Source organism: Methanobrevibacter sp. UBA412 (assembly GCA_002495685.1).
Classification (GTDB): domain Archaea; phylum Methanobacteriota; class Methanobacteria; order Methanobacteriales; family Methanobacteriaceae; genus Methanobrevibacter_A; species Methanobrevibacter_A acididurans.
In genome coordinates this window covers 56,864-79,822 of the sequence record DAGJ01000002.1, presented here as the reverse complement: position 1 = coordinate 79,822, position 22,959 = coordinate 56,864, and the positions used below count along the sequence as shown (strand labels likewise).

Annotated in this window: 22 protein-coding genes, 1 tRNA gene and 1 other RNA gene; 12 read left to right on the top strand and 12 right to left on the bottom strand. The window is 28.8% G+C overall.

The genetic code is table 11. The features are described 5' to 3' along the window. The first annotated feature begins 48 nt into the window (after positions 1–48). The 7 genes from BP997_RS00430 to BP997_RS00400 all read left to right on the top strand — a co-directional run bounded on the left by BP997_RS00430 (position 49) and on the right by BP997_RS00400 (position 6,501). On the top strand, positions 49–1,437 hold the full coding sequence (locus BP997_RS00430; protein WP_409197864.1) for an MFS transporter: 1,389 nt from the start codon (positions 49–51) through the stop codon (positions 1,435–1,437). 45 nt (positions 1,438–1,482) lie between these two features. Then, a complete protein-coding gene (locus BP997_RS00425; RefSeq protein WP_409197863.1) occupies positions 1,483–2,868 on the top strand; it encodes an MFS transporter in 1,386 nt (461 codons plus the stop codon). A 69-nt stretch (positions 2,869–2,937) separates the two neighbouring features. After that, positions 2,938–4,341 (top strand): MFS transporter, encoded by a 1,404-nt coding sequence (locus tag BP997_RS00420; protein ID WP_413828622.1) that lies wholly within the window; start codon positions 2,938–2,940, stop codon positions 4,339–4,341. Positions 4,342–4,572: 231 nt separating this feature from the next. Further along, positions 4,573–5,490 carry a 2-phosphoglycerate kinase gene (locus BP997_RS00415; RefSeq protein ID WP_413823620.1) on the top strand — a complete coding sequence of 306 codons (918 nt, stop codon included), beginning with the start codon at positions 4,573–4,575 and terminating at the stop codon, positions 5,488–5,490. Next, positions 5,468–5,869 (top strand): CBS domain-containing protein, encoded by a 402-nt coding sequence (locus tag BP997_RS00410; protein WP_409197860.1) that lies wholly within the window; start codon positions 5,468–5,470, stop codon positions 5,867–5,869. Before BP997_RS00415 ends, BP997_RS00410 begins: the two co-directional genes overlap by 23 nt. Positions 5,870–5,972: 103 nt before the next feature. Continuing rightward, an RNA gene (ffs, locus tag BP997_RS00405) (signal recognition particle sRNA) lies at positions 5,973–6,286 on the top strand. 130 nt (positions 6,287–6,416) lie between these two features. Then, positions 6,417–6,501 (top strand) — tRNA-Ser (locus BP997_RS00400). 121 nt (positions 6,502–6,622) lie between these two features. Here the strand turns inward: BP997_RS00400 and BP997_RS00395 are convergent. The 6 genes from BP997_RS00395 to BP997_RS00370 all read right to left on the bottom strand — a co-directional run bounded on the left by BP997_RS00395 (position 6,623) and on the right by BP997_RS00370 (position 11,656). Further along, a complete protein-coding gene (locus BP997_RS00395) occupies positions 6,623–7,531 on the bottom strand; it encodes a cation diffusion facilitator family transporter (protein ID WP_413823622.1) in 909 nt (302 codons plus the stop codon). A gap of 34 nt (positions 7,532–7,565) precedes the next feature. After that, positions 7,566–8,678 carry a pyridoxal phosphate-dependent aminotransferase gene (locus tag BP997_RS00390; protein ID WP_413827295.1) on the bottom strand — a complete coding sequence of 371 codons (1,113 nt, stop codon included), beginning with the start codon at positions 8,676–8,678 and terminating at the stop codon, positions 7,566–7,568. 4 nt (positions 8,679–8,682) lie between these two features. Continuing rightward, positions 8,683–10,335, bottom strand: a complete 1,653-nt coding sequence (locus BP997_RS00385) for a radical SAM protein (protein ID WP_413827292.1) — start codon at positions 10,333–10,335, stop codon at positions 8,683–8,685. Positions 10,336–10,435: 100 nt separating this feature from the next. Then, positions 10,436–10,684 carry a hypothetical protein gene (locus BP997_RS00380; RefSeq protein ID WP_373845697.1) on the bottom strand — a complete coding sequence of 83 codons (249 nt, stop codon included), beginning with the start codon at positions 10,682–10,684 and terminating at the stop codon, positions 10,436–10,438. A 171-nt stretch (positions 10,685–10,855) separates the two neighbouring features. Beyond that, complete coding sequence (locus tag BP997_RS00375; RefSeq protein ID WP_413828621.1) at positions 10,856–11,245, bottom strand: hypothetical protein; 390 nt, start codon at positions 11,243–11,245, stop codon at positions 10,856–10,858. Between the two features lie 54 nt (positions 11,246–11,299). After that, positions 11,300–11,656 carry a hypothetical protein gene (locus tag BP997_RS00370; protein WP_413828619.1) on the bottom strand — a complete coding sequence of 119 codons (357 nt, stop codon included), beginning with the start codon at positions 11,654–11,656 and terminating at the stop codon, positions 11,300–11,302. A gap of 244 nt (positions 11,657–11,900) precedes the next feature. Here BP997_RS00370 and cas4 point away from each other — a divergent pair, with 244 nt between their 5' ends. From cas4 to BP997_RS00345, 5 genes are all read left to right on the top strand, one after another. Further along, the gene (cas4, locus tag BP997_RS00365; RefSeq protein ID WP_413828617.1) at positions 11,901–12,602 is read left to right on the top strand and encodes a CRISPR-associated protein Cas4; all 702 of its coding nucleotides are present in this window, start codon (positions 11,901–11,903) and stop codon (positions 12,600–12,602) included. Next, a complete protein-coding gene (locus BP997_RS00360) occupies positions 12,602–14,239 on the top strand; it encodes a hypothetical protein (RefSeq protein WP_413828616.1) in 1,638 nt (545 codons plus the stop codon). The genes cas4 and BP997_RS00360 overlap by 1 nt, the downstream gene beginning before the upstream one ends. Positions 14,240–14,313: 74 nt before the next feature. Next, positions 14,314–14,568 carry a hypothetical protein gene (locus BP997_RS00355; RefSeq protein ID WP_413828615.1) on the top strand — a complete coding sequence of 85 codons (255 nt, stop codon included), beginning with the start codon at positions 14,314–14,316 and terminating at the stop codon, positions 14,566–14,568. A 37-nt stretch (positions 14,569–14,605) separates the two neighbouring features. Then, on the top strand, positions 14,606–15,244 hold the full coding sequence (locus BP997_RS00350) for an FkbM family methyltransferase (protein ID WP_413828614.1): 639 nt from the start codon (positions 14,606–14,608) through the stop codon (positions 15,242–15,244). Between the two features lie 236 nt (positions 15,245–15,480). Beyond that, positions 15,481–16,767 (top strand): DEAD/DEAH box helicase, encoded by a 1,287-nt coding sequence (locus BP997_RS00345; protein ID WP_413828613.1) that lies wholly within the window; start codon positions 15,481–15,483, stop codon positions 16,765–16,767. 106 nt (positions 16,768–16,873) lie between these two features. Here BP997_RS00345 and BP997_RS00340 read toward each other — a convergent pair whose 3' ends face one another. Genes BP997_RS00340 through BP997_RS00315 form a run of 6 tightly spaced genes read right to left on the bottom strand, consistent with a single transcriptional unit; the run spans position 16,874 to position 22,871 of the window. Further along, positions 16,874–17,683 carry a winged helix-turn-helix transcriptional regulator gene (locus tag BP997_RS00340; protein ID WP_413826133.1) on the bottom strand — a complete coding sequence of 270 codons (810 nt, stop codon included), beginning with the start codon at positions 17,681–17,683 and terminating at the stop codon, positions 16,874–16,876. A 40-nt stretch (positions 17,684–17,723) separates the two neighbouring features. Next, entirely contained in the window at positions 17,724–19,145 is a 1,422-nt protein-coding gene (recJ, locus tag BP997_RS00335) for a single-stranded-DNA-specific exonuclease RecJ (protein WP_413828612.1), read from the bottom strand. A gap of 25 nt (positions 19,146–19,170) precedes the next feature. Next, entirely contained in the window at positions 19,171–19,464 is a 294-nt protein-coding gene (locus BP997_RS00330) for a signal recognition particle subunit SRP19/SEC65 family protein (protein ID WP_413828611.1), read from the bottom strand. A 58-nt stretch (positions 19,465–19,522) separates the two neighbouring features. Continuing rightward, positions 19,523–20,590 carry a glycosyltransferase family 2 protein gene (locus BP997_RS00325; RefSeq protein ID WP_413828610.1) on the bottom strand — a complete coding sequence of 356 codons (1,068 nt, stop codon included), beginning with the start codon at positions 20,588–20,590 and terminating at the stop codon, positions 19,523–19,525. 18 nt (positions 20,591–20,608) lie between these two features. Further along, positions 20,609–21,388: a uroporphyrinogen-III synthase gene (locus BP997_RS00320; RefSeq protein ID WP_413828609.1), complete on the bottom strand. Its 780-nt coding sequence runs from the start codon at positions 21,386–21,388 to the stop codon at positions 20,609–20,611. A gap of 58 nt (positions 21,389–21,446) precedes the next feature. Beyond that, positions 21,447–22,871, bottom strand: a complete 1,425-nt coding sequence (locus tag BP997_RS00315; protein WP_413828608.1) for a flippase — start codon at positions 22,869–22,871, stop codon at positions 21,447–21,449. Positions 22,872–22,959: the final 88 nt, after the last annotated feature.

The following is a 22,959-nucleotide window of genomic DNA, read 5'->3' as shown; positions in this document are numbered from 1 at the left end:
TTCTAAAAATCAAAAGAAAAATATTAATTATTCAAGGAGTTTAATTTTTTGTCTAAAAATGATAAATCAATGAATTTTTATTTAATAATTGCAGTATCATTAGCATCTTTTATAACAGCATACACATCTAATGTATCAGTTATAGCTTTACCTCAAATTGCGAATTATTTCAATTTAAGCATTATCTTACAGAATTGGGTTGTAAATATTTTCCTTTTAACAATTGCAGTTTTAAGTATACCCTTCGGTAAACTTTGCAGTAAATGGGGTTTGAAAAAATCATTTTTAATCTCAGAGGCCATGTTTGCAGTAGGAGCAATCGGTACAATATTATCAATCAATGCAGCAATCTTATTCTTTTTCAGGGTTTTTCAAGCAACCGCTTCTTCAGCTATTTTTGTAACTGCTGTTGCTATGCTTGTTAAAGCCATACCAGAAGAACATCGTGGTAAAGCTTTAGGTATAAATATTGGTGCTGTTTATATTGGATTATCACTTTCACCATTTCTTGGAGGTAGTTTAACCTATAATTTAGGTTGGCAAAGTATATTCCTAATCACAATACCAATTGTTTTATTAATAATTGCCATAATCTTAGTTAAAGTTCCAAACGAATGGAGGGAAGGGGAAAATGATCCAATAGATTATAAAGGCTCAATATTTTACACTATAGGTATAATTTGTTTTATGTATGGTTTTACCATACTTAACGAATTAAATGGATTGTTTATAACCATTATGGGTATAATATTTCTCTTGTGTTTTGCTTTGTATGAATTAAAAGTGGAATACCCAATTTTTGATGTTAAATTATTTAAAAATCATAAATTTTTATCCTCAAATATTGCCTCTCTTATAAGTTATGTTGCAATTTATGGGGTTACTACAATTCTTAATTATCATTTTCAATATATATGTGGATATACAAGTCAAATGACAGGTATAATATTAGTAGCCACACCTTTAACTCAATCAATTATAACTCCACAATCAGGTAAACTATCAGATAAGGTTAATCCTCAAAAACTTGCAGCATTTGGTATGGGACTTGTAACATTAGCATTATTCATATTAACTTTCCTCAATAAAAATACTCCATTATGGATTGTTATAATTGCAATGCTATTACAAGGGGCAGGTTTCGGAATATTCAGCTCACCAAATACTAATACTATAATGAGTAGTGTACCAATTGAAAGTACTGGTATGGCTTCTGCAAGTGTTTCTACAATGCGTGTTATAGGTCAAACAATGGCTATGGGATTATTAACTGTAATATTTGCATTTGTAATTGGGGATGTTGTAATAAGTCCAAAAGTCTATTCTGGTTTAGGGTTAAGCTGTCATTATGCACTAGTAATTGCATGTATCTTAGCAGGTATAAGTGTTTTAATATCATTAGTAGGTATGAAATCTAATGATAAATTAAAATACTAAAAAAAGTATAAGTTAAAATTAATCTTTTATGGGATGTTTATTAAAATGGAAAAAGATAAAAAAATAGGAATATATGCACTTTTAGCTTCTTGTTTAGGTGTGTTTTATGGATCATACAGTGCTAATGTTGCAAGTGTAGCATTACCTAAAATGGCATTAGCTTTCGGATTAAATAACATCCTCCAAAATTGGGTATCTTTATCATTTATCTTAACAATGGCAGTATTTACAGTACCATTAGGAAAAATTTGTGGAAAATATGGTGTTAAAAAAACATTCATCTACTCCTGCATACTCTTCCTTGTTGGTACAATAGGAACAGCATTATCTAATTCAGCAATACTCTTATTTGCTTTTCGGATACTATCAGGAATTGGTGCTGCAGGCTTATCAGTTGACACACCATTAATAATTGCAGAGGTAGTATCACCTGAAAACAGGGGTAAAGCTTTCGGTATTAATCTTGCATGTGTATATTTAGGAATTGCCTTAGCACCATTTTTAGGTGGGGTTTTAATTTATGATTTTGGTTGGCAAAGCATTTTCTGGGTAATGGTACCATTTGTATTACTCAATATCATAGTCCTCTTATTAATTCCAAATGATTGGTATGAAGGAGTAAATGATATATTTGATTGGAAAGGATCCATAGTCTTCGCCATGGGAATAATAATGTTTATATATGGATTTTCAAATATCACTTCACCAATAGGTTTAATACTAGCAATTATAGGTGTAGTTTTACTAATTTTGTTTATAAAAACTGAATTAAAAGTACCTGATCCTATCCTTAAAATGAGTTTATACAAGAATAAAAGATTCCTATCAAGTAATCTAGCTTCCCTATTAAGTTATGTAGCAACTTTTGCTGTTACAACAATTTTATCTTATTATCTTCAATATATTATGGGTTGGAATACAGCACAAACTGGTTTGCTTGTTGCAATCTCACCAGTACTTATGGCGGTCTCATCACCACTTGCAGGTTACTTGTCAGATAAAGTGGATCCTCAAAAATTAACAACTTTAGGTATGGGACTTGTTACAATTGGATTATTTATTTTAATATTCTTAAATAAAAATATTCCAGTACCAGTTTTAGTATTATCATTATGTTTCCAAGGTATAGGTTATGGAATCTTTGCATCACCTAATAATAATACTATAATGAGCAGTGTTCCAGCAGAAGATACTCCTATGGCTTCATCTTCCCTTGCTACAATGTGTGTTATGGGTGAAACTATTAGTATGACAGTTTTCACTGTTATTTGCGCAATTATTATGGGAGATGTTGTTATTGCAGTTGCTAATTTCCCAGAATTAATTTTCTCTATCAAAATCACATTTATAATTGTTACAATTATTAGTATACTAGCTGCTTATGCTTCTTATATTGGTGTTAAATCTAAAGATAAATTAATACAATCATAAACTTTTAAGGCTTTATACTTTTGTTTATATAAATGAAACAAATTTTCTTTTTAAAAATGGAAAAATATTATGGAAAATCAATTAAAACAAGATATAATAATAATAGCAGCAGCATCACTTGCTGCACTACACGGAGCATACATTGGAAATGTAACACCTATAGCATTACCTCAAATGGCAACTGTATTTGGTTTAAGTAATATAATGCAAAATTGGGTAACAAACATATTCCTTTTAACAATGGCAATTTTCGCCATACCATTTGGAAAACTATGTGGAAAATATGGAATTAAAAAAACATTCCTATGGTCATTAATCTTAATGCTAATCGGAACAATAGGAACACCACTATCAAATACTATACCCTTATTATTTTTATTTAGAATAATTCAAGGAATAGGTGGGGCGGGATTATGTGTAGACACAATACTTATGATAACTGAAGCAATAACAACAACAAATAGGGGACAAGCATTAGGAATAAATGTTAGTTGTGTTTATATTGGAATAGCATTAGCACCAGTAATAGGAGGAATATTAACCTACCACTATGGATGGGCAAGTATTTTTTGGATAATGGTACCTGTAATGATTATAAACATAATACTATTACTATTTATTAAAGACGAATGGATTAAAGGAGCAAATGAAAAATTTGACTGGAAAGGATCAACAATATTTGCAGTAGGAATACTACTCTTAATTTATGGATTCTCAACACTTAACACAATCCAAGGATTAATAATTACACTAATTGGTATAATACTCTTAATACTATTTGCTAAAATGGAAATAAACACCAATCAACCAGCATTTGATATTAATTTATACAAAAACAAGAAATTCTTATCATCAAATCTAGCTAGTATACTAAGTTATATTGCAACATTTGTAGTATCAACTATACTTAACTATAACTTACAATACATTAGAGGATTCAACACAGAAATAACTGGATTATTATTAATAGTAACACCATTAATGATGGCAATTGTATCACCATTCTCTGGAAAACTCTCAGATAAATTTGATCCACAAAAAATATCAGCAATTGGAATGGGAATAGTTACAATAGGATTATTATTAATAATACCATTAAATAAAACAACCCCATTATATGTTATTATAATTTCAATGTTTTTACAAGGGATAGGTTATGGATTATTCGCATCACCTAATGTTAACACAATAATGAGTAGTGTGCCTCCAAAAGATACGCCTATGGCATCATCAGCTGTAGCAACAATGAGAATAATAGGGCAAACTGCAAGTGTAGGTATTTTAACAACAATATTTGCATTAATTATGGGTAATGTTATTATAAAACCATCAAATTTTCCAGGTTTAATCTTTAGTTCCCAAATAACCTTACTAATTACTACAATAATAAGTATTTTATGTGTATTAATGTGTTTAATAGGTTATAAATCTGGGGATAAATTATTTACAGATTCTAAAAGAATTGATAAATAAAATTATTATTTTAATCCTTTTTTACTAATTTTTTCTGTTAAGATTAAATAGAAAAACTTATTAATATTTTTTTTTAGATACTAAATTATAATAATATGAAAAACTGTTATTTAATGTTCTTAAGTATTAAAACAATTATAATAAATTGGATTTTTTAAATTTAAAAACATTAGAAGCCTTTAAAAAAAGGATTAATAAACTATATTTAATATAAAAGGATTTGATTAAACTATGATTTTAGTTGAAGGAACCGTTAATGGGAAAAAATATACAGAACCCTTCTCAAAAGGAGTATTATCCCGTTCATTAACTCGTGCAGAAGTAGGGCCTAACCGAGCATATGCTATGGCTGCAATAATAGAATCCAAGTTAAAAGAAAATAATATAACTAAAATATCTGTTGATGAATTAGTTGAATATATAGTTACAGAATTAAAGAAAGAAAATCCTTTAATAGCAGAGAAATATATAAACTGGAGACGAATAAGACAAAGCCAAGAACCATTAATAATCCTAATTGGTGGAGCATCAGGTGTAGGGACATCATCAATAGCATTTGAAATAGCAAACCGTTTAGGGATAAAAAATATGGTTAGTACAGATATGATACGTGAAGTAATGCGTAAAATAGTCTCCAAAGAATTAAGTCCTGTAATACATGAATCTAGTTACACAGCATGTAATGTGCTACGTGTACCCCCACCACCAGAATATGATGCAATAATCGTAGGATATAAAAGTCACGTGGAAACCGTAAGTGTAGGAGTAGAAGCTGTAATAGAGCGAGCACTTAAAGAAGGAATTAGTATAATTATAGAAGGAGTACATATTGTTCCAGGTTTCATACGAGAAGACTTAATGGAAAAAGATAATGTTGTAATGTTCACATTATCCTTAAGTAATGAAAAAATGCACAAAGGAAGATTCTACTCTAGATGTAGGCAAACATGGGCTAGAAGACCATTACAAAGATATTTAGAACATTTCAATGCAATTCGTAAAACTCAAAATTATATTGTATCACAAGCTAAAACCTATGATGTTCCTGTAATTGAGAACATTGATGTAATCACAACAATTGATTCAATAATAAAGTATATTACTAAAACATATGGAGGAGAAAAAAATGTTGGAAAACAAGAAAGTTAAGGATTTAATGACAAGGGATGTGTTTACAACCACACCTGATGAGGAGGTTGTATTTGCATTTGAAAAACTGATGAAAATGAAGATCAGTGCAATGCCTGTAGTTGAAGATGATAAAATGGTAGGAATTGTATCTGCAACTGATTTAGGACACAATCTTATTTTAGATAACTATCAATTAGGAACCCTTGTTAATGAGGTTATGGTAACTGATGTTGCTTTTGTCTCACCTGATGATGATTTAGTAGAGGCAATTTGTTTAATGAATGATAAAGCCCCTCATAGTGATATTATTAATCAGTTACCTGTTATGGAAAATGAGAAAATTGTTGGTATTATATCTGATGGTGATATAATTAAAGCAATTAAAGAAGATTTATAATATAAAATCATTTGTTTAAATGGTTTAAATTTTTTTTAATTTTATTTTCAATTAATATTTCCTTTTTTTACTAACATTTATATATGATTAAAGACTTAAATTAGTATTGGCTAGACTGGAGGGTTAGGGGTCCTTTGTAAGCACAAATCCCCTTGGGTGCGGTCGAAGTTCAAAAGGCGGCATTTGGATGCTATGCTGGCCTTAGAAGCTAATATAGAAGTCTCGTCCTGCAGGATCAGTGGTTATGGGATTTATGCTGGAGGGCATAAGTTAATCATATTTATTGTGGGAATGTGTCAGGCCTGGAAAGGAGCAGCTCTACTGTTGACATCTGATGCTTGTAGAACCGCGAGGTGGAGTTAGCTTTTAAGATAACCAACATCGTTGAATTATGTCCACTTTTGAACATGCCATTTTTTTATAAAAAAATAGTAAAAATGTAAAACTTTATATATATTCAAATACAAAATACAAATTGTATGAATATCTAATTTAATAAAACATGTTTTTATTAAATAAAAAGATTAACTTTTTTTAAAATACAAATGTCGGGATGGCCCAGCTTGGTACGGCGTCGGACTGCTAATCCGATGATCCCATGGATCACACGGGTTCAAATCCCGTTCCCGGCGTTTCTTTACTTATTCTAAAATTATAACTTAATACAAAATAAACACTAATTCTAACTAAATTTTTCTTAAAAATTAATTAAACAAAAAATGAGAAAAAAAATAAGGAAAGATTTAATTTTTTTTATTCATCAATAGGTTGCTCATGATCATATTCTAAACCTAAAGGACAAGTATGACAAGTAACACCTTCAATAAGATCCACCTTATCATCTACTTTATTTTGAACAAGATGCGCAATCTTATGAGCCTCATTTAAACTTAAATCAGGATCAAGTGAAACATGTAAAGTAGCAGTTGCATAAGCACCTAAATAATTCACACGAATATCATGAACACCATAAACACCAGGAACACTTTCAGCAGTATCATGAATCTCTTGAATTAACTCTTCTGAAGGAACTTTACCCATAATATTATTAATATTATCCCTACCTACTTTAAATGCAGTGTAAAGAATTATAACACCAATAATTAAACCAACCACTGGATCAATAATAGGGTAACCTAAATTAGCAACAATAACACCAATTAATATTGCAAGACTGTTAAAAAGATCAGTTCTTTGATGATGACCATCTGCAACTATAGCTGGACTATTAATACTTGTACCAATCTTAATTATTTGATGACTAATAAGAAGATTAATAATTAAACCAACTATTGCCATTCCTGCAGCTAAAAGTGTAGGGGTTGTAATTTCCCCTCCAAAGAATAATTTAATAATTGCAGATCGTAATATTTCAAATGAAACCAAACAAAGGAATATAACAATTACAAGTCCACTAATAGCTTCAGCTCGACCATGACCAAGAGGATGCTCTGCATCTGCAGGTTTTTGACCTACCTCAAATCCGAGAAAAGCTATTATACTAGTTGCAACATCAGATAATGTATGTGCTCCTTCAGTTATTAAAGCAAAACTTCCACTATTTACCCCTACAAGTATATTGAATATAGTTAAGAAAACATTCCCTATTATAGCTATAAATACAGCTTTTCTTCCTTCTTTATGTCTTAATATATTTGCCATTTTCTAAAAAACACCAACCCATAACCAATTTTTTTTATATTGTTTCTAATATGTCCATTGCTTTTTCAATATTCTCATAACTATTAGCATAACTCATCCGAACATGTTTTTTGCCAGTTGGTCCAAATGCTTTACCTAATACACAGATTACTCCTTTATCCATTGCAGTTTTAACAAACTCTTCTGGCTTATTAATTCTTGGGAAAGCATAAAATGCTCCTTCACAATCAGGTGTTTCATAACCCATATCATTTAAACGTTTAACAATAAGATTTTTACGTCTTTCAAACTCCTTAACCATACTTTTAACAGAGTTTTGTGGTCCAGTTAAAGCTTCATATGCACCTTTCTGTGCAATACTACTAGCACATGCAATATTATATTGATGAACTTTTAATAATTCCTCAGTAATATCTGAGGGTGAGCTCATGTATCCAATTCTTAAACCTGTCATTGCATAAGTTTTACTAAAACCATTAAGTGTTATAACATTATCAGTGTAAGCTCCTGGAGAATAATGTTTATTGTCTCCGTAAATGATTTTTTCATAAATTTCATCACTTATAATCATGAAATCATGATCTTCTGCAAGTTCACAAATACCTTTAATATCTTTTTTATCTATAACTGCTCCTGTTGGATTACATGGACTATTAATTATTATAGCCTTAGTATTTGGACTTATTAATTCATTTACACTGTCTGCTTTTAATTTAAAATCATCCTCTAATGGTGTGCTTACGGGTATGGGATTTGCCTCAGCAAGTCTTATAATTGCATCGTAAGATAAGAATCCAGGGTCTTGTATTAATACATTGTCACCTTTTTCAAATAATGCTTGTGCACAATCATATAATGCTTCACTAGCTCCACTAGTTACTATAACATTATCAGGTGTAGTGGTGATTTTATTGTCTTTTTGGAATTTTTCACAAATCTTTAAACGTAAATCCTCAAAACCTTTATTTGGAGTGTAATGTGTATAATCCTTATTTATGGCTTGTTTCATTGATTCTTTAATATTTCTTGGTACTGGAAAGTCAGGTTCACCTATTCCAAGATTTATTGCATCTGGATTTGTTGCTTCAAACATTTTACGTATTTGACTTAATTCTATTGATTCTACTCTTTTTGCAGGTTTAACCATAAATTTAATACACTCCTTTAGTTTTTTTAATTTTCCTTAATTCTGGTTTGCATGGTCCACAATTATAGCAACCGTCTTGTTCACACCATGGTGTTAATTCATTATTTAATATTTTATTATATTCCTCTTTTAAGAATTCTTTATTTGCACGTACATTTATATTATCCCATGGTAAGTTATCATTTAATTCATAGGATGGTATATTGTTTAACCAATCTTGGGTACTGAGTTTCACGATTAATGATTGTTCTAGGAGTTTGCCTGTGTTATGGTCTCCGCATGCTAAGATGTATTGGATTAAACCCATTCGTGCACTGCTAAATTTAATATTAAGGTGTCCTAACTCTTTTTTTAAGTGTTTTATTTTTTTCTTATTGGATTTCATATCATAAGGATACCATTGAAGTGGTGTGTGAGGTTTTGGAATTACAGGGTTAATACTGAAACTCATCCTACCTGTAGAATTATCACTTCCAGATGTGATATTATCACTACTTACTGTTTTATTTTTAATTTTCTTAGGCAAGTTATTGATTTTTTTAATGTATCCTATTAACTCTTCAATATCTTCATCAGTTTCTGTAGGTAAACCTATTAAAAAATAGAATTTTAAGTTAAAACCTAAACTAAGAGCATCACTAACAAGATTAAAAATCTCCTCATCACTAATATCCTTATTCATCCTGACTCTCAGTCGATAAATACTCTCAGGCGCAATAGTCAAAGTCTTTAAACCACTACGCTTCAAACTAACAAGAATATTATGAGTAATAGATTCAATACGCATACTAGGAACACTAATCTCAAAACCCCTACTTTCTAACTCTCCTATTAAATCTTCAATATGAGAATAATCACTAACAGCTGCACCAATAAAAGCAACCCGATTTAAACCATACTGATTCTTAACATTTTCACAATACTCAACAAGACTCTTAACACTACGCTCCCTTTGAGGCCTATACAAGTAACTACTCATACAAAACCTACAACCACGACTACAACCACGACTAATATTTAAAAGTATAGCCTCACCAAAAACAGGACTAAAATCAGGATTATCAGTCTCAGTAATAATAGGATTCCGGGAATAATAAGCCTGATTCATATTATCAACAATCTCTAAATCCACACTACCCTCACTAATTCCTGGAAGATAAACACCACTAATTTTACTTAAACTCTCTAATTGACTATGAGGATTAACCATAAATGCAAAACGATTAAAAACCTTATCTAAGATTTCTTCACCTTCACCAATAATGAAAATATCAATATAATCACTTAAAACACTAGGATTACTACTAGCACAAGGACCACCAGCCATAATAATTGGAAAATTATCCCCACGATCCTCACGTCTTAAAGGTATACCAGCATCATCCAACATTTTAAGAACATTAAAATAATCCTCCTCATACTGCAGGCTGAAAGCTATAACATCAAAATCATGTAAAGGACTACCAGTCTCAATACTACGTGTAAAAGGCATCACCACACGTTCACAATACATATCAATACGATCATTTAACATTCCATAAACAATTTGATACCCAAGATTACTCATAGCAGTCTTATAATCATTAGGATAAGTAAGAGCAACCCTTACATCCACTTGCATTGGATTTTTTTCAAAAAAATTCTTCTCATATAACATAAAAAATTACTACACTAAAATTTGTTTTCTAAAAAAGTAGGATTTAAAAAAAAGTTAAAAAAAAATAAAGGGAAAAAATAAGATTATAAAAATAAATGTTTTATTTTAATTGATATAAGAAGCCATGTTTCCCTTTAAGACTAATTAAACCAATAAAATTTGCATTTAATAAGTTTTCAATAAAATCCACATCTTCATCATTAACTTCAATATCCTTTATATCATGCTCAGAGTATAAAAAAATATTATTATCACCATAAAATTCATAACCAAATCTTCTAATATAATCATATTTCTGATTAATATACTCCTTAAGTTTAGATTCAGCATCACTATCTAGCTTATTCATAAATAAAACATTCTCCCTAAAAAAGTTAAATCCTATTTAATTAATATATCATTACCTAAAATATTTTTTTAAAATTATAATTATTTATATTATTAGATTCTCATTATATTAAAAATTATTCATAAAAAAAATAGTAGTTAAGGGGGAAAATGTTTCATTTTCCTTTAAATTTTAATTAATATCCGTTACAATATGAGCACTTTCAACACCATTTACAGTACCATTTTTAACAGTACAATTAAATGGTTCAGTCCAATTACCCTTATTAACTTTATATAACTTATAAACAGTTTCCCTACTAGTAAAATAATAAGTTTGCCCATCATTACTATTCAAACTAGCAATATAAACACCATTATTATTCTCCTTAATTACATGGATACCATTACCAACTTCACTAGATGGAGTAACCGTCATATCATGAGGTAAATCCGGATTATTATTAACACTACTGGTGTCAGTTGTCTCTGCTTCTTCGTGAGGTATAACTACACTTAAAAACAATGCAGATATAGCAATCACAATACAAATAACAATTATAGGCCCTACTAATTTTCTCATATTACCATTTCACTATAATAAATAAAATATTTTATAAAATATAATTTCATCATTTCACACAATTAAGATATAACCTTTATGTAACTCATTAGGATACCCTAACCTTTTAAACTGTTCAATTTCACTCTCATGTTTACGTTCCCGCTCAAGCATATGATTAACATGACAATAAGATAAATGAATCTTATCCTCACTAATACTATTAATTTTAATAAAACTAGACTCATCCACCTTATCAAAACTAAAAGGAACACTTAACACATCACCCTCACTTAAACTACCACTCTTATACTTATCCAATATATCCTCTGAGGTAATAGTAAATTGCTTAATCTCATCATCCAATTTATCCTCTAAATAAAATTGTTGAAATAAATTAAACTCCACTTCCTCATCTTCTTTAATAACCATTATCTTATCCCACAAGCTCCTACTACTTTATTAAAAGATTTATATCCTGTTTTTTTTATCTCACTAAAAAAAAATTTCACAACCCTTTAAAAAAAAGATTTTTATAAACTTACAATATTTTCAATTTATAAATTTTTTTCCAAAAAAAATATTAGGGTTCTTTATAAAAAATTATATGTAACTTTTTAATAAATATAATTATCTAAAACCATAATTGTTAAGACATTATAGGACAAAAATTTTCATGAAAAACAAATCAATAAACAATTACAATTCAAACATAAACCTTACAAAACATCCCAAAGTCAAAGGTTTAAAAGTATACGATGGAATAAACAACTTCTCAATAAGCTGGTTAAACAAACTAGGATACTGCGAATACCAATTATACCTAGAACACCTAAAAGGAGTCACAGCTCCAGACACAAAATCCATGAAAAAAGGAACACAAGAACATCAAAAATTAGAAGACAACTTCAAAGCACACGCAACACCAGCAACACTAGAAGAAACAATAGAAATAAGTCATGAAGAAAAAACCATCACCCGTGAAATGTTCATAATAAGTAAAAAATATGGAATAAGAGGATTCATAGATGAAATATGGATGACACCAGAAAACATAGTCATAATCGATGATAAACCAGGAAAACGTGCATACAAATCACAAATAGATCAAATACGAGCATACTGCCTAGCATTCAAAGACACAACAAAAGATTCAAGACCCATCATAGGAGCACTAAGACAAAGAGGAACACCAAACATATTCTACAAAGAAAACTTCGATGAAACCAACCAATACAATATAGAACAAACCATAAAAAGAATGCACAGCCTACTAAAAGGTGAAAAACCATTCATGCACACAAAAAATCCAAACAAATGCAAAAGCTGCAGATTCAACACACAATGTCAATACTCATCAAAGGGAGAAAAAGTATAATGAATACACTAATAGAAAAAGAAAACAACAACGTAGAACAAGTCTTATTATACAGTAAACCTGCAAAATATGAGGAAACACAAGAAGACAACCCTAAAAAAACAGTTTTAAAACTTGATAGTGAATTGAAAGATTTCCTAAAAAAATTATCAGAACACACACTTGGAGAAAACATACCATTTATAAACATCACACCAAACAATACCTCAATAAAAACATGGATAAGTAACCTAAAAAACACATACCCACAACCATACCCTCGTGATGTAAACGACTTACTAAACACATTCCGTGAATCCTTAAACTCCAGCAGCAAACAATCCAAATACAACGTATGCTTAATCCTATATAAAGACTTAATAATCCTATACCATACTAAACAAACAGAAAACCTCCTAGATTATGATTCCATCTTTCGTGCAGGAATAATAAAAACCATAAACAACCGAATACTATTCTCCTCATATGAAAAAAACAGAAAATGGAGTAAAGGACATGCCAAATTCTGGGGAATACACTTAGAAAACCTCAAATGGTCCAACATAAGTGACATAATACTTCAAATAAAACTTGAAAACTTCCAATACCCACTACACTTACCCCTTGAAAATAATGAAATCAAAAACATGATCCTAGAAGAAAACATAAAATCCGATGCAACCATCCAAATAGGAACACAAACAGGGATAATAAACAAAATCAACCTCTACGGTAAAAACTTAACATTCAATGAATTCTACCAATACTACATTGATGAAACACAAGAACTAAACAAACACACAGAATTTTACAACACTTTAATACCTATAACACCAACACTAGACAATTACACCCATAATAAAACCAGTAAAACCTATATTGAGGATGAAAAATATATTTACAAAAACAAAATTAGTAAAGAAAACCGTATACACACAAAAAATCATAACAAATACACTCTAACATTTACAACAAGCAAATATCCAGGAATCAAACCAAATCCTGCATTCTTAAAACAAATTTATGAATCCATATTTACTGAAAAAAATTTAAACTTAATCCATGTAGGAGAAGCTAAATCCTCAACACCCCTTGAAATTGGAAACCTAAAAATTTACAATCAAATAAAAATAGATCCAGAATTTAAGGACACAACCAAATACTTAATAAAATTAATACAAAAAATCAATCCAGAAAACCAAACAATCCTAAAAGATTACTACTTAACATACTTAAATGAAAACTTAAAAAATCATAACCTAGAAACACTATTTACAAGTTTACAAACACAAATTACTAAAACAAATTTAGAAAAAGAATTTGAAAATAAAAAATTAGAAAAAAACAAGTATGTTAAATATGAATCCCAAGATGCAATAAACACAAAACCACAAGAATTTGCAAAAACCATAAAAAAACATGTTAAAAAATCCATAAAAAAAGACAAACTACTAAAATATGCAATAATATACGGAATAGAAAAAAACGGACACATCAAACTAACACAAAACTACAACCCCCAACACTTAAAATTAGTGGAAAAAGAAACAAACAAATTATTACAAGAAGACCAATTAGAAGTAACAACTAATATAAGAGAAATCAAAACAGAAAAAGGAACAATAATAATAGTATACATACTTCCAACAATAATTTAAAGAATTTTTAAAAAACTATAAATAATTTTAAAACATATATTTAATATAATATTTTTTTGTAAGTGGTGGTTTGTATGTCAGATTTATTTAAATGGTTAAAATTGGATTTTGAGTTTGTTAAAAATCCAATTGATTTATTATTATTTCGTTTGGGATTTAAAAATGAAATATTGCTTAAATCTAAAAAATTAGGAAATTTTCAATTAATGGATAATGAAAATAAAATAACTTCAATCGGACTTTTTTTAGATCTTCAAAAATCAGAAAAATTAAATGAAAATAAAGAAAATTTAATAAAATTTAATAAAATTTTTCAATGCTTTATTTAAAAATGAAAATTCTATTAATTTAAATGGAATAAATTATTTGAATAATAAAGAAATATCTATTTTAAAAGAATCTTTTTTGGGTGAAGGTAACTCCCCATTTTCTTCTGATTTAAAAGATAAAATCATTGTAGATATAGGTGGAAATATAGGGGATACTGCTTTACAATTTGCAAAACAAGGAGCCGAAGTATACTCATTTGAACCAGTCCCCCCTATTTATGATATTGCATTAAAAAATATAGATTTAAATCCTGATTTAAAAGATAAAATACATTTTTATAACTATGCAATTTCTAATAAAAAAGGTGAAATAGATATAGCTTATGGTGGTGAAGGAACTAGTGCCGGTTCTTCAACTTATTCAAAAAAAGGGAAAGTTTATAAAGTGAATACAATTACTCTAAAAGATATTTTATCCAATTTATGTCCTAATGTTGATTTGCTTCAAATGGATTGTGAAGGATCAGAATATGACATTATTCCAAATTCTAATTTATCTATGTTTAAAGAAATTATTATTGAATATCATCAATTCATTACAGGTATTGATTATCATGTTTTGTTAGAAAATTTAGAAAAACAAGGTTTTATTATTGATGAAATTTTTCCATGTCCTGGAGAAATATTTTCAATTAATCAGGTTGGAATTATTAGAGCAATAAATAAAAATATTTAATATTTTTTCATTATTAATTCTAAATTTTTCCAACTAATTTAAATATAATATAAAACAATATAATATTATTATATAAAAAATGATGAGAATTTTATTAAAACTTATTTTTTATTATTTATAAAAATTTTATTATTAAAAAACTTATTTTTACAAGATAATAATTTAAACTATTTTTTAATTTAAAACATAATTTTTTTAAAGAACAAACTTAAATAATATAAGGAAAACAGATTTTTATGACAATAAAAGATTTTAACGATTTCGAAATGAATGACAATTTGAAAAGAGCGGTAAAAAAGATGGGATTTGAAGAACCAAGTCCAATACAATCTTTAGCAATACCAGAAGCATTAAATGGTAGAGATGTAGTGGGACAATCCCAAACAGGTACAGGTAAAACTGTAGCATTTGGAATACCAGTACTTGAAAAAATTTACATACCAGATAAATCACCACAAGCAATAATAATTTGCCCTACTAGGGAATTAAGCATACAAGTAGCAACAGAACTTGGAAAATTATCTCAATGTATGGAAAAATTACACATATTACCAGTATATGGTGGACAACCAATAGGAAGACAAATAAGAGTACTTAAAAAAGGAGTGCATATAATTATAGGTACACCTGGAAGAATAATGGATCATATAAGAAGAAAAACATTAGATCTCTCAGGAATAGAAACTGTAGTATTAGATGAAGCAGATGAAATGTTAGATATGGGGTTCCGTGAAGATATAGAAACAATCCTTCGATACACTCCTAAAAAAAGACAAACACTTCTTTTCAGTGCAACCTTCCCAAAGGCAATAAAAAAATTAACTAAAAAATACCAACGAAACCCAGAACACTTAAAAGTAGCACAACACGAATTAACCGTACCAGAAATAGATCAATTCTACTTTGAAGTAAGAGAAAAAAACAAACTCGAAACATTATCAAGATTATTAGATGTATATGACCTTGACTTATCCTTAATATTCTGTAACACTAAAAAAAGAGTAGACAGATTAGTCAGAGACTTAAAAAGTAGAGGATACAGTGTTGAAGGAATACACGGGGACATGAAACAATCCCATCGTGACAGAGTAATGGGTCAATTCCGTAATGGTAAAATCGAAATACTTGTAGCAACAGATGTAGCAGCAAGAGGAATAGATGTACCTAACGTAGAAGCAGTATTCAACTATGATGTACCAAACGATAATGAATACTACGTACACCGTATAGGAAGAACAGGAAGAGCAGGAAAAGCAGGATATGCATTTACATTTGTTGCTGGAAAAGAAATTTATAAATTAAGAGATATTCAAAGATACACTAAAACCAAGATAAAACAACAAAAAGCTCCATCCTATAAAGATATGGAAATAATGAAAACCAATCTTTTAATAGATCAAATCAAAGAAACAATAGAAGAAGAAAACTTAGATAAATATATTCACACTATTGAAGAATTAATCGAAGAAGACTATAATTCAATAGACATTGCAGCAGCATTACTTAAATTCGCAAAAGAATAAAAAATAATTTTCTTTTGCTTATAAATATTTAGAAAATAAAAATAATTTTAAAGGTTTATAATTAAAATTTTTTTTTTTTTAAACCTTTTTATAACATACTCTTTTTTTATAATTTAGCATCAACAATATTGTATTTAACATCATTATCTTCTAATGTTTTAACAATATTTTTACTCATATTACCAACAGTTAAAAGTAGAGTGTTTAAACCTTTTCTACTGCAACTTACACAAGATTGAGAAGCTGCAAATTCAATATCAACAGGAATACCTAATTGTTTAGCTACTACATGGCTGATAGTTCCAACTACAGCAATTTTATCTAAACTTTTAAGACCCCACTCAGTATAAGTCTCATTATAAATTTCATCAATTAATTTAAAATTAGCCTTCTTGGATCCGCCTTGTTTAATAGTGGGAAGTGCAATAATTAAAACTTGACCTAATTCTACATTTATAAGACCAGTTAACTGGTTTAACGCTACATCAAAACCTGATTCTGCATCACTTATTGCTTCAGCTTGAGCATCATGTTTTTCATGATTTGCATATAATAAACCATTATCCATATATAATCCTACTTTATCTCCTTTTTTTATAGGTTCTGTTGCTATTGCAGGCCATATGGACTTATAATAATTCATTATTTCTAATGTTTCATCACTATATTTACGTAGGGCTATTGCATCTTTTTTAACTTTAGATATACCTTTTTGTGTTATAGTATATGGGGAACGACCATCCTCTGAGGATACATAACCTTCTTCGATTAATGTTTTAAGATTTTCTGATACTGCTTGAATAGTTATTCCTAAGCGTTCTGCTAAATCTTTTTGTTTAAGGTTAGGTTCATTTTTACTTATTTCACTTAAAATTTGAAAATGAGTCATTTCTCCTCTTTTTTTAAAAATCTTCATAAAACATTAACCTCCGTAATGAAATAAAATATTATTTTTTTTATACATCTAATTTTCCTTCAAGTTTTTGATTAAATAAATTTAAGAATTCATCTTTCTTATCATATGGGATGTATGCTCCACAAGCTACACTGTGTCCTCCACCATTTCCACCAAGACTTTGAGACACTTCACGAATAATGTTTCCAAAGTGTATTCCATCATAAGCAAGTAACCTAGAACATCTAAGACTTACTTTCCAATCTTGATTATCCTTGCTAATTTGTGTAAATCCTATCATTGGTTTTCTCCAGTTACCATAACTTAAAATCATCCCAGCAACTGTACCTACTATCTCACTTTTAATACCCGAACCGTTAAAGTATTGTAGGTTTTCCATTTCAACTATCTTATTTTCTTTGGTGACTTTTTCAATACTTTGACGTAAGTTCATTTTATGAGTTTTTGATACAACTTCAAGTGCATCAAGTGCATCACTACGATTACCTTTCAAGATTTCACATGCAACACCATACTCCTGATTACGACCACAAGCATTCATAGCAGTAGAAAACTCACTAGCATCCCGAAGGAAAGTATGATTATCCTCATACAAGAAATCATAACTATCAGCAGAAACAAGTTTAGGAATATACTTCACATAACGCTCAGGAACCACCTTACTCATCATACGAACCAACTCACTAAACAACTCACCCTTCTCCATATTACTTAAATCACATAGAGTACGTTGTCTGCCATCATCAGTTTTATGAGGAATACCTAATTCATCTAAAACAGCAATAGCTTCATTACGATTATTAGTAATAGGTAAATTCACATCACTAAAATAAGCCATAGCTACAAATAAAGGACGAGTTTCACGACCATACAAACACAAATCACTATTACACTTCACATAACCTGAATCAACACTATCCTTAAGTATAATCCTATTTAACCCTACAAGCTTACCAGTTTTACTATTCTGCATATCACCAACAGCACTTAAAACCCCAATCCAACTCAAATCCTTATAACCAAAGGTTCTAGCTAGAAAATAAGATAAACCTCCACCTGAAACATTATCAGAACCATCAATACCATAAAACATAGGATTAACTTCTAAATAAGTATAATCCACACCATCATTATAATCTATATCCCTAAGTGGGGGGTGATGATCTAAAATAAGAATCTTAGAATCATCTTTTGCATTTTTATCAACTGGTTGACCACTACCAAGATCACTAAAAATAGTTAAATCATGATTAATACTTAAATCCTCTAATTTATCTAAGTTAACAAAATCCAAGTCATGTTTCTTACCTAACCTATCAAGCACGGTACTGATAATAGCACCAGCACACATACCATCACAATCAATATGACTATAAACCTGAATACTATCAGATTCAAGAATTAACCTTTTAGCTTTCTCATACTTCTCCTGCATCCCTGCAGGTAAACTCATATTATCCATAAAAATCTTTCAAAAATAATAAATTTTATCTTTTTTTGTTTTGTTTATGATTACGTAAAACCTTAATCTCTTCACTAATAGCAATAAGAATATTCTTCTTAGGAATAGGAGTTTCAACAAAAACCCTACCACTATTATTATACCACTCACCAGGATAAGAAGCATCTGCTTCCATCTCAGGATTAAACTTCAAATTCTTAGCCGCCTGATAAACCTCTTTAAGCTTAGGACCAGCTACACCATTATCCAGTGAAACCTTACGACCTTCACCACGACTTTTATTACGATCTATATAAATTGGCCAAATCATTGTTGACATAAAAAAATCAATCCACCTTATAATAAATATTAATTATACTTTATTTAAACTAAAATATTTAAGTTTTTAATAAAACTTTAATAAAAAAGATTAAACAACGAGAAATAAAACCATTCTTATAAATTCCACTCATACTATTAACGATTTTATACAATTCCCCTTTTTCACTTTTACTTAAATCTGATTGTTTATACAAACTTATCCAATTAAGTAAGAAAGGATTAAGAATAACATTACTTTCTTTAAATTTAAAATCTCTACAAATCTCATTACAATGATAATAACTATCAAGAGAATCATAAACAAGAGAATAATTAATATTCTTAGTAATAGACTTATCATTATCCGTGTTTCTCATGTAATAATCATGAATAATTGTTTCATTTAAAAAAACAATACTATCAGTTAAAAAGAAACTTTTAACAACAAAATTCAAATCTTCACCAGAAATAAATGAGGGAAACTCTAAATTATTTTTTCTAATAAAACTAGTCCTATAAATTTTAGTCCAAATACTAGGTAAAATCTTAAAAAGTTCAGGATGATCCTTGATGTTTTTAATAAAAATTTTATCACTATTTAAATTCTTTAATTTACCATAAATTAAACGACTAAAAAAATGTCTCCAAAAAAAACCAATAATCCCAGTTAAATTAACACCATCAACTAAATCATCCTCATACTCATTAATATGGTCAGTGTATGGGGAGTATGATTTTAAAATAAGTTTTTCTTCTGGATAAATTCTACGATATCTTGCAAAAGCAATATCAATATCCTTATTACTAACAGCATTATATAATGTTTCACATGCCTTTTCATGGAATTTATCATCAGAATCTAAAAACATTACATATTCTCCAGTAACATGTTTTAAACCAACATTACGGGGACCATAAGCAGCACCAATATTCTCTTTAAGTTCAATAACCTTAAAATTAGAATACACTCTACAGTATTCATTGATAATACTTAAACTATTATCCGTACTACAATCATCAACCATAATAACTTCAATATCACTTAAATTCATGGTTTGTTTTATAATAGAATCCAATGCAAAACTCAAATCTTTACTAGCATTAAAAACAGGCATCACAATACTAATCTTATAATTAAAACTCATTACAAAATAACCTTTTTTTTATAATTTTTGGAATAATAATTCCATCATATCCTTAACAGTATAAGTATCAGGATAAATACAATCCACATTAAAATCATCAAGAATCTTATAAGTAATAGGGCCAATACAAACAGTTAAAACACTACTACTCATCTTAGAAGCAAGTTCAACTTTCTCAACATCAGATGCAACACTAAATAAATTCTTAACAGTTAAAGGACTAGTAAAAGTAATAGCATCAACTTCATCATTTAAAATCTTACTAATTAAAACCTCAATTTTATGTGTATCCTCTGGAATAATACTTTTATAACTTTCTGCAAGCAATACATTAGCACCCATATTCTTTAATTCATTAGGTAAAATCTTACGAGCACTAAAAGTCCTAGGAATACCAACATTCAAACCATTCAAATCCATAGTACTAAAACATTCAAGTAAACCCTCAGCAGTATAATCCTCAGGAATAATATCAACAGGTAACTGATTTTCAATAGCAACCTCAGCAGTCTTATGACCAATAACTGCAATCTTACACTTACTATTTAAATTATCTAAAAAATCAGGATAAAAATTAAAAATACTATCAATACTAGTTGCAGAAGTAAAAATCAACCAATCCAAATCACTTGCATCAATCATTAACTTTTTTAAAGAAGAAGTATTTAATAAACAAAGCTCAAGAGTAGGAACAACTAAAGCAATCGCACCATTACCCTCAACAATATTAACAGCTTCACTCACACGATTCAACGGTCGAGTAATAGCAACAACTTTCTTTGAATCATTTTTATCCATAAAACTAAAACCTCACACAAATTTTTTAATTATTAATATTTTCTATTTTTCATAATATTTATTTAATAATGTCATGAACCAAAGCTTTATCCTCATCATCTAAAGTCTTAAAACCTAAAATACAAACATTATAAATAATAATTCCAACAATAATTCCAAACCACATATTTAAACCAGTAAAATCTAAAACAACAAACATCACAACACTAGCTAAAATAATCTTAAAAATATCCTTAAAAATACTTTTATCAGGACAATAAGGAGTATTCCTAACAACATAAACCATTAAAACACAAATAAGAATCTCACTTATAACAGTAGCTAAAGCAGCACCATGATAAGAAAATGATGGAATTAGTATTAGGTTTAAGCCAACATTGAAAAGTGCAGCAACACAGTAAATCTTTGTAACAGAAACTTCCTTATTAGAAGCATTCAATAAAGTACTAGCAGCACCATTAACAAACAAGAAACCAACAGTCCAAACAAGCACCTGCATAACAGGACCAGACATTATATAATCACTACCATAAATCAAAGTAACTAAAGGAGTAGCATACAAACTAATTCCTAAAGTAATAGGCATAATAATAAGTAACAAATATTTCACAGACTTCGTATAACTTAATTTAAGCAAATCATTAGATCCTTCAAACAATTTACTCATTAAAGGAAAAACTACAGCTTGATATACAGGGAAAAAAGTAGTTAAAACAGTAATTATCTTGTAAGAAGCATTATAAATACCAGTTGCATAATCACCACTTAAATAAGATAACATAACAGTATCTATAGAAAAATAAATAGTGTAAAAAAATCCAGTCAAAGCAAAAGGTATAGCTAATTTAACGGATTTTTTACTAAAATTATAATCTATTTTAAATTTAGGGACTGTAATATGTTTTAATATATTTTTGTAAGAATAACAAAGTAGTATTAAAAAACTTAAAGCATAAGAACATGCAATAAATATTAATCCTAATTTAAAAATAAATGTTATTAAAACAAGAATTAGTAACATTGAACTATAAATTATGTTTCCAATAGCAGGATATTTCATTTTTCCAAAAGCTTGAAATGCACCTTGAAGAAATACTCCCATAGACATAAAAGCAACTTCTAGAACAAAAATTAACGTAACTGTTGTACTTAAATAACTTTTACCCATTAAAATTAATATTATTAAACTTACAAACAATACAATGATTGAAAAAATAATTTTAAGAGGAATTAATTTACCTAAATACTCACTAACTAAATTAGTGTCACGTGAAATATCTCTAGTAGCATAAGTAGTAACTCCCAAATCTAAAAAAATATTAATTATTGTAGAAAATGATATTGCAAAGGATAATATTCCAAAATCACTAGCTCCAAGGTATCTAGCAATTAATATAGTCCAAACAAAAGCAAAAATACTAGTAATAACTTGAGATACCATCATCCAACTAGAATTTTTAAAAAGATTCTTCACTTCACTCATATAATAATTTCCTTAAAAAACTTTATAATACTTTAATAGATATATTAATATTATTATAATAAGTTAATGTTTTTCATAATCAAAAAAT

Coding starts and splice junctions, on each gene's coding strand:
- BP997_RS00425 (WP_409197863.1), top strand. CDS start 1,483: ATGGAAAAAGATAAAAAAATAGGAATATATGCACTTTTAGCTTCTTGT.
- BP997_RS00420 (WP_413828622.1), top strand. CDS start 2,938: ATGGAAAATCAATTAAAACAAGATATAATAATAATAGCAGCAGCATCA.
- BP997_RS00415 (WP_413823620.1), top strand. CDS start 4,573: ATGATTTTAGTTGAAGGAACCGTTAATGGGAAAAAATATACAGAACCC.
- BP997_RS00410 (WP_409197860.1), top strand. CDS start 5,468: ATGTTGGAAAACAAGAAAGTTAAGGATTTAATGACAAGGGATGTGTTT.
- BP997_RS00395 (WP_413823622.1), bottom strand. CDS start 7,531: ATGGCAAATATATTAAGACATAAAGAAGGAAGAAAAGCTGTATTTATA.
- BP997_RS00390 (WP_413827295.1), bottom strand. CDS start 8,678: ATGGTTAAACCTGCAAAAAGAGTAGAATCAATAGAATTAAGTCAAATA.
- BP997_RS00385 (WP_413827292.1), bottom strand. CDS start 10,335: ATGTTATATGAGAAGAATTTTTTTGAAAAAAATCCAATGCAAGTGGAT.
- BP997_RS00380 (WP_373845697.1), bottom strand. CDS start 10,684: ATGAATAAGCTAGATAGTGATGCTGAATCTAAACTTAAGGAGTATATT.
- BP997_RS00375 (WP_413828621.1), bottom strand. CDS start 11,245: ATGAGAAAATTAGTAGGGCCTATAATTGTTATTTGTATTGTGATTGCT.
- BP997_RS00370 (WP_413828619.1), bottom strand. CDS start 11,656: ATGGTTATTAAAGAAGATGAGGAAGTGGAGTTTAATTTATTTCAACAA.
- cas4 (WP_413828617.1), top strand. CDS start 11,901: ATGAAAAACAAATCAATAAACAATTACAATTCAAACATAAACCTTACA.
- BP997_RS00360 (WP_413828616.1), top strand. CDS start 12,602: ATGAATACACTAATAGAAAAAGAAAACAACAACGTAGAACAAGTCTTA.
- BP997_RS00355 (WP_413828615.1), top strand. CDS start 14,314: ATGTCAGATTTATTTAAATGGTTAAAATTGGATTTTGAGTTTGTTAAA.
- BP997_RS00345 (WP_413828613.1), top strand. CDS start 15,481: ATGACAATAAAAGATTTTAACGATTTCGAAATGAATGACAATTTGAAA.
- BP997_RS00340 (WP_413826133.1), bottom strand. CDS start 17,683: ATGAAGATTTTTAAAAAAAGAGGAGAAATGACTCATTTTCAAATTTTA.
- recJ (WP_413828612.1), bottom strand. CDS start 19,145: ATGGATAATATGAGTTTACCTGCAGGGATGCAGGAGAAGTATGAGAAA.
- BP997_RS00330 (WP_413828611.1), bottom strand. CDS start 19,464: ATGTCAACAATGATTTGGCCAATTTATATAGATCGTAATAAAAGTCGT.
- BP997_RS00325 (WP_413828610.1), bottom strand. CDS start 20,590: ATGAGTTTTAATTATAAGATTAGTATTGTGATGCCTGTTTTTAATGCT.
- BP997_RS00320 (WP_413828609.1), bottom strand. CDS start 21,388: ATGGATAAAAATGATTCAAAGAAAGTTGTTGCTATTACTCGACCGTTG.
- BP997_RS00315 (WP_413828608.1), bottom strand. CDS start 22,871: ATGAGTGAAGTGAAGAATCTTTTTAAAAATTCTAGTTGGATGATGGTA.